Origin of the sequence: Clostridium cibarium, from assembly GCF_014836335.1 — a bacterium.
GTDB lineage: Bacteria > Bacillota > Clostridia > Clostridiales > Clostridiaceae > Clostridium > Clostridium cibarium.
In genome coordinates, this window is sequence record NZ_JACSRA010000034.1 from 37,519 (window position 1) to 43,518 (window position 6,000).

The following is a 6,000-nucleotide window of genomic DNA, read 5'->3' on the forward strand; positions in this document are numbered from 1 at the left end:
AACTATGAAAGAGACGTAAATATAGTAGCTTTATATTTTTTTAATAATTAAAGTTGTTAATTTCTATAGAGTTAAATTTAATTAGTACAATTTTATTATTTTTATTTGATAAATCTATCTATATTTTTACTTACTTAACCCAATATTGTATTTATTTGACTAATATATATATTACACCTATTAAGTTAAATTTTATGTTACTTTTTGCTGTGCATATGTTTTTTTTTAAAACATCTTTTTTTTTTTTTTACTATTTTCGTTTTCAGTTATATATTTTTTTTACTCAGTTCCATATTGTTGTAAATATTTTATGCATTTATTAATATATTTAAATTTTGCACCAAAGTTGTTTTCAGAAAATATACTATAATGTATATAATCAAGCAGGAGGAGTTTCACCTCAAACTTCTCACAGAACCGTACGTGAAAGTCTCCTTCCCTGGGTGGTAAGATAGTTGTCGTAGAGCGTAATTAATGCTATTCTCGTAAGAGATACAATAAGGAGAGATAATAGTAAAAATAGAAGATATACAAAAGAAGAAAAAGAAAGTTTAATAGCAAGAATGCTACCACCTGAAAATATATCGCCATCAAAATTATCATTTGAAACTGGTATAAGCAAATCTACATTAGCTACTTGGAGAACTAAGGCAACCATATTTTCAAGTAGAAATACTGCAAAATCTAAAAAGAATATGTCATCAACAGAAAAGTTTTTAATAGTTATGTAGACATATACTTTGTCAGAAAGCGATCTTTCAAAATAATGTAGAGAAAATGGACTATATGTTGAAGAAGTTAAAGGATAGCGTTCTAGCTGCATAGCAGCAAATAACGTAGCTAGAATCAATAGTGAAGTTTTAGAAAATGAATTAAAAGAGGAAAAGAAAAAGACAAAAGAACTTGAAAAAGATCTTAGAAAAAAAAGCTTTAGCTGAAACAGCAGCATTATTAGTTCTTAGAAAAAAGTTAGATGCGATTTTCGAGGAAAACGATGAAGATTAATCAGCATAGAAAATCGCATTATTATTCTAAAACTGATAAAAGAAGCTAATGAAAATGGAGCTAGGTTAATACCATCCTGTGATGTTGTGGGTATAAGTAAAAGAACTTTTGAAAGATGGTGTAAACACGGTTCGGTAGAAGAAGATAAAAGAAAATCATGTATAAGACTAGAACCTAAAAATAAGCTTTCTAAAGAAGAAGATCAAAATGTTTTAAATACAGTAAATAGACAAGAATTTGCTGATTTACTACCATTACAAATAGTTCCTAAACTAGCTGATAGAGGAATTTATATTGCATCTGAATCAACATTTTATAGGATATTGAGAGTTAAAAATATACAAAATCATAGACGACATACTAAACCGCCTGAAAGAGCTAATCTACCAACTACTTTCATCGCTGATGGGCCTAATCAAGTTTGGACATGGGATATAACGTGGCTAAATACCTATACGAGAGGATTTTATTATAAGTTATATATGATTATTGATATTTATAGTAGGAAAATAGTTTCGTGGGAAATATGAAATGAAAAAATAGAGAACTTGCATCAGAATTAGTAGAAAGAGCTATGCTGTAGGAAAAATTTAAACTTAAAAATAACTCAAGCCCATTAGTCTTTCATTCTGATAATGGTGCGCCTATGAAATTATATACTCTTAAAGCTAAATTGGAGGTTTTAGGGTAATATCTTCATACTCTAGACCAAGAGTAAGCAATGATAATCCATTTTCAGAGGCACAATTTAAAACTATGAAATATAGACCGGGATATCCAAAGGATGGATTTACATCAATAGAAGAAGCTAGAGAGTGGGTTTCTACCTTTGTTAATTGGTATAATAATGAACATTACCACAGTGGAATTAAATTTATGACACCTAATAGTAGACACAATGGTGAAACAGAAAAGATATTAGAGAATAGAATAAAGGTATATGAAGCAGCTAGAAAGTTGAATCCAGCAAGATTTAATAAGGATATCCGAAATTGGACACCACCTGAAATGGTAGCACTTAATCCAACTGATGAGTTTAAAGATAATCTAAAAATAATCTGATTTTTTAATTTTTATAGGTCCAAATTAGGTTTGTGTTAACATTCACTTCAATATTATAGAAAAAAATTCAACAAAAATCAAAAAAGAGTAATCGGTATAGATTTTATAAATTTATACGACAACTCTCTTGACAAACACCGAATATCTAAAGCCTTATTTATTACACCATACATATTGGTCGTCTTTCCCATCTGAACTGAGCCCACAACTAAACCAACTACATCAAATTTAGAATACATTTTAGGATGTGGTATTTGGTTAAGAATATTATCAGTATCTTTATCCAAAATTTTTATTGCTTCCATAGGTATATGGGCTAGATTTAACTCAAATGCTTTATATGCACTAAAATAGCTTTAGCTTTTAATACAGAATAGATTATATTTTGAACATCTTGTTCACTTAATAGCTTATTTCCCACCTCCTTAATTTTTGATATCCTATCTTTCAATAACAAAATGATATTGTTCTCCATTCTATTTCCTCCACGAGGCCATAATATATTTATTATTTACCTATTTCTGACTACATATTCCATAAAAAACTATAACCACATCATTCAGGTTAAAGCATACTATTTTCATTTCTACTAAAATGACTTATACTGAATAAAAGCTTAAACAAAAAATTATTTTAATATAATCAGGACCACCCGTAAAACGGGTGGTTTGCTCTGCGCCTGTAAGGCTTTATTACTGGCTGTGTTACTCGCACGTTGAACGGTTTGCCAACCGCATACCTTTACAAACTTGCACCTAAAAGGTGCTCTATTTTTTGTTTCCGTTTACCGGCTCACCCGTAAACGGGGCAATATATTCCTATAAACTCAATTGTTCATATGCTATATCTTCTTGTATTTGATTCTTTATATATTCTTCTATAACCTTTTTGTTTCTCCCCACAGTATCAACATAGTATCCCTTACACCAGAATTGCCTATTGCCATACTTATACTTTAAATTTGCATGTCTATCAAAAATCATCAGTGAACTTTTTCCTTTCAAGTATCCCATAAACTGTGCCACACTTAATTTTGGTGGTATACTAACCACCATATGTATATGATCTTTGCATGCATTCGCTTCGATGATTTCTACTTTTTTATACTCACACAGTTCTCTTAAAATTCTTCCAATATCCGCTTTTATCTTTCCATATATTATTTGTCTCCTATACTTTGGCGTGAAAACTATGTGATATTTATAATTCCATTTACTATGTGCTAAACTACTATTGTCCATTACGGACACACCTCCTTGTTTTATAGTATTGGTCGGCAAACCTACTATAACTTTACAATGGAGTTTTTTTTATTTTCTACTCACCGCTGAAAGCTCTTTAGAACCACCCGCGTAGCAGGTGGTATTTAAAATACAAAAAAATTACTAGGTGAACATTCAACTAGTAATTGTGAAATATTGCTATAAGTATACCTATAAAACAATAATCGTCTATAATTATTTAATTTACTATTTCATTTTTATTTTGATTGTTATTATTAAAACTATTAATTACAGTTTCTAATTCAATAATTGGTATTACTTTTTCAGCTCCATACTTTAATAACCATTCTCCTGATTCATGACATACCTTTAAATTCACACCATCAACTAGGGTCCTTCTTTCATTTATCTCTATATCTACTTTCCAACATACAATACAATCGAAAGTCTTATATGGATGCTCATGTTTAAATATATTACTCAATAAAAATTCTACTTCTACTAGTAATATATCACCTTTATTATCTAAACATATTAAATCAGTTGTTGATTGTATGGAATAATGTGCAATAGAATTAATATAACTAATATATTTTTTGGTATTACTATTACTAAGCAAGCTTGCTAATAGCAATACAACTTGTGATTCATTATCTGGTATTCGTTTAACTGATACATCCTCAATATCTAACTCTTGCAAATTGGTAAATTCTTCAAGTCTTTTATTTAAGTTCTTACTTTTTTCTTTTATAAAAAACTGACTTTCCTCCTCTTTTCTCATTTTGAAATAAGTATTCTGAGTATTTGGAAGTATATCATCTGATATTATTTTTTTCACATTAGAAAAAATCCATTTAACTTTTGGATCATCCTCGTTGCTTAAATTATTTCTATCAGCTGTTAGTTCAAAATTTTGTGAATTTATCAAAATATGAAAATGATGATAGTTAGGATCTGTTATTAAACTTGATTTTTTACAAAATGCTATAAAATCTTTTGCCAAGTAAATACCGAATCTCCCTTTTAACCTTTCATAAGGTCTCAATTTACAAATAGCTTTTCTACAATTTACTCCTGATACAGTTCCATACAATTGAAATGAAACATATTCTCCATTGATATTAGTACTTCTATGATATGGCCCGAAATGCCTACAATAATTAACTGATCTCTTATAAATTTTTTCGTTGGAGTCAATTTGGGGATTTTCTTGTGGAGGAAAGAATTGATGGGTACCTGCTATTTCACCACTTTTATCTAGAACCTTATCATTAATAAAAATCCTAGGTGCAACTTGCATGTTCTTCACATATCTATTTAATTCAGGATATGTTGCAAAAACATTCTTAAAACTCCCCCCTGCTGTATACCATAATATATAGTCCTTCAATGTATGGAAATTATAATATCTTTCAGGATTATCTACTAAATATCCTTCAATTATTATAGTTGTACCATTTTCTCCTATAACTGGCTTAATGTTTTCTAATGTATAAACTGGTATTTCATCATGAGCAAGAAACTCCCATGGTTTTTTCATAATTGCAACTAATCGTTTATCATTATTTACTTGAGTAATGACTTTAATATTTTCACTTTTAAAAAACATTTTAGTTCCCAATCCCTTTTCTCCAATATTTCTTTCATCTTTCCTTGAATCACCCAAATTAAAAAAGCTCTCTATTTCACATTTATTCATGCCACAACCATCATCCCTAAATCTAATACAAAATACCCCTATTTCATTTCTATATAAATCTATATTTATATTTTTTGCTTCAGCATCAATGCAATTACTGATGGCTTCTCTTGGAACTTCAAGTGGATTAACTAGATTTTTTGCTATTTCTTTATATAATGATATATCTTTTACAGATGGTTTTAAGATTTCCATAACTACCACTCCTAATAAGAAAATTTCATTTTGTGTACTTACTACACATTATATTTTGTACATTTTATTACAATTAATACATAAAATCATGATAGGAATGTTATTATGGATAAAAGAAATATTTTTGGTGAAAATGTTAGACGACTTAGAAAAAGTATAAACCTTACTCATATGAAATTGTTTCAATAGCAAATGCTCTCTCAGTTACTATTGAAGAACTATTCACTGATTTATAAACAAGGATTTATGCTATTTAAAGTTCATAAGTCCTTGTTTTATTGCAATTGACTACTCTTTAAAATCATAAAAAATAATTATTTCTTATGATAACCAATTTACATATTTCTATTGAAAATTCAATAAATAACTTTTTATCATAAATCGCATCCATTCCCACTTTTTACATCAGTTTCCTTGACTTTACTTATACAAATGTCTTAAAAATCACTTTACTTTTATTATATACGCTTAATGTATATTGTCTTTTTATCAAGCGTTGTCCATTTAGGAATAACATCTAACTGTTTTTTATATTTATCCAGTATTTTTTTATACTGTCTTCAAATTTATTGTTCTGGCATTCATAATACTTTTTCCCCCTTAATTCCTTTGGTAAGTATTCTTGTCTAACATAGTGATTAGGATAATCATGAGGATATTTATACCCCTCTACTCCTAAATTTGCCGCACCACTATAATGAGCATCTTTTAAGTGCATTGGTATATCCCCAAAGTTCCCATTCTCCAAATCATTCATAGCATCTTTTATTGCTAAATATGCACTATTAGATTTTGGTAATGTAGCTAAATAAATTA

Annotated in this window: 8 protein-coding genes; 2 read left to right on the forward strand and 6 right to left on the reverse strand. The window is 28.7% G+C overall.

Annotated elements, in window-relative coordinates:
* Positions 1 to 409: 409 nt before the first annotated feature.
* Positions 410 to 823 carry a hypothetical protein gene (locus H9661_RS19740; protein WP_243240484.1) on the reverse strand — a complete coding sequence of 138 codons (414 nt, stop codon included), beginning with the start codon at positions 821 to 823 and terminating at the stop codon, positions 410 to 412.
* A 268-nt stretch (positions 824 to 1,091) separates the two neighbouring features.
* On the opposite strand from H9661_RS19740, the gene H9661_RS17070 reads away from it, so the two are divergent.
* Positions 1,092 to 1,535 (forward strand): hypothetical protein, encoded by a 444-nt coding sequence (locus tag H9661_RS17070; RefSeq protein ID WP_191769998.1) that lies wholly within the window; start codon positions 1,092 to 1,094, stop codon positions 1,533 to 1,535.
* A 160-nt stretch (positions 1,536 to 1,695) separates the two neighbouring features.
* Positions 1,696 to 2,067, forward strand: coding sequence for an integrase core domain-containing protein (locus H9661_RS17075; protein WP_341480439.1), 372 nt, complete (start codon positions 1,696 to 1,698; stop codon positions 2,065 to 2,067).
* Positions 2,068 to 2,144: 77 nt separating this feature from the next.
* On the opposite strand, the gene H9661_RS17080 is transcribed toward H9661_RS17075, so the two are convergent.
* From H9661_RS17080 to H9661_RS17100, 5 genes are all read right to left on the reverse strand, one after another.
* Positions 2,145 to 2,354 (reverse strand): hypothetical protein, encoded by a 210-nt coding sequence (locus H9661_RS17080; protein ID WP_191770000.1) that lies wholly within the window; start codon positions 2,352 to 2,354, stop codon positions 2,145 to 2,147.
* A 35-nt stretch (positions 2,355 to 2,389) separates the two neighbouring features.
* A complete protein-coding gene (locus H9661_RS17085) occupies positions 2,390 to 2,542 on the reverse strand; it encodes a hypothetical protein (RefSeq protein ID WP_191770002.1) in 153 nt (50 codons plus the stop codon).
* Positions 2,543 to 2,885: 343 nt separating this feature from the next.
* Positions 2,886 to 3,308, reverse strand: a complete 423-nt coding sequence (gene tnpA / locus H9661_RS17090; protein WP_191770004.1) for an IS200/IS605 family transposase — start codon at positions 3,306 to 3,308, stop codon at positions 2,886 to 2,888.
* Between the two features lie 220 nt (positions 3,309 to 3,528).
* The gene (locus H9661_RS17095; RefSeq protein ID WP_191770006.1) at positions 3,529 to 5,184 is read right to left on the reverse strand and encodes an ATP-binding protein; all 1,656 of its coding nucleotides are present in this window, start codon (positions 5,182 to 5,184) and stop codon (positions 3,529 to 3,531) included.
* 517 nt (positions 5,185 to 5,701) lie between these two features.
* On the reverse strand, positions 5,702 to 6,000 hold a 299-nt coding region (locus H9661_RS17100), incomplete at its 5' end, for an AAA family ATPase (RefSeq protein WP_479927600.1).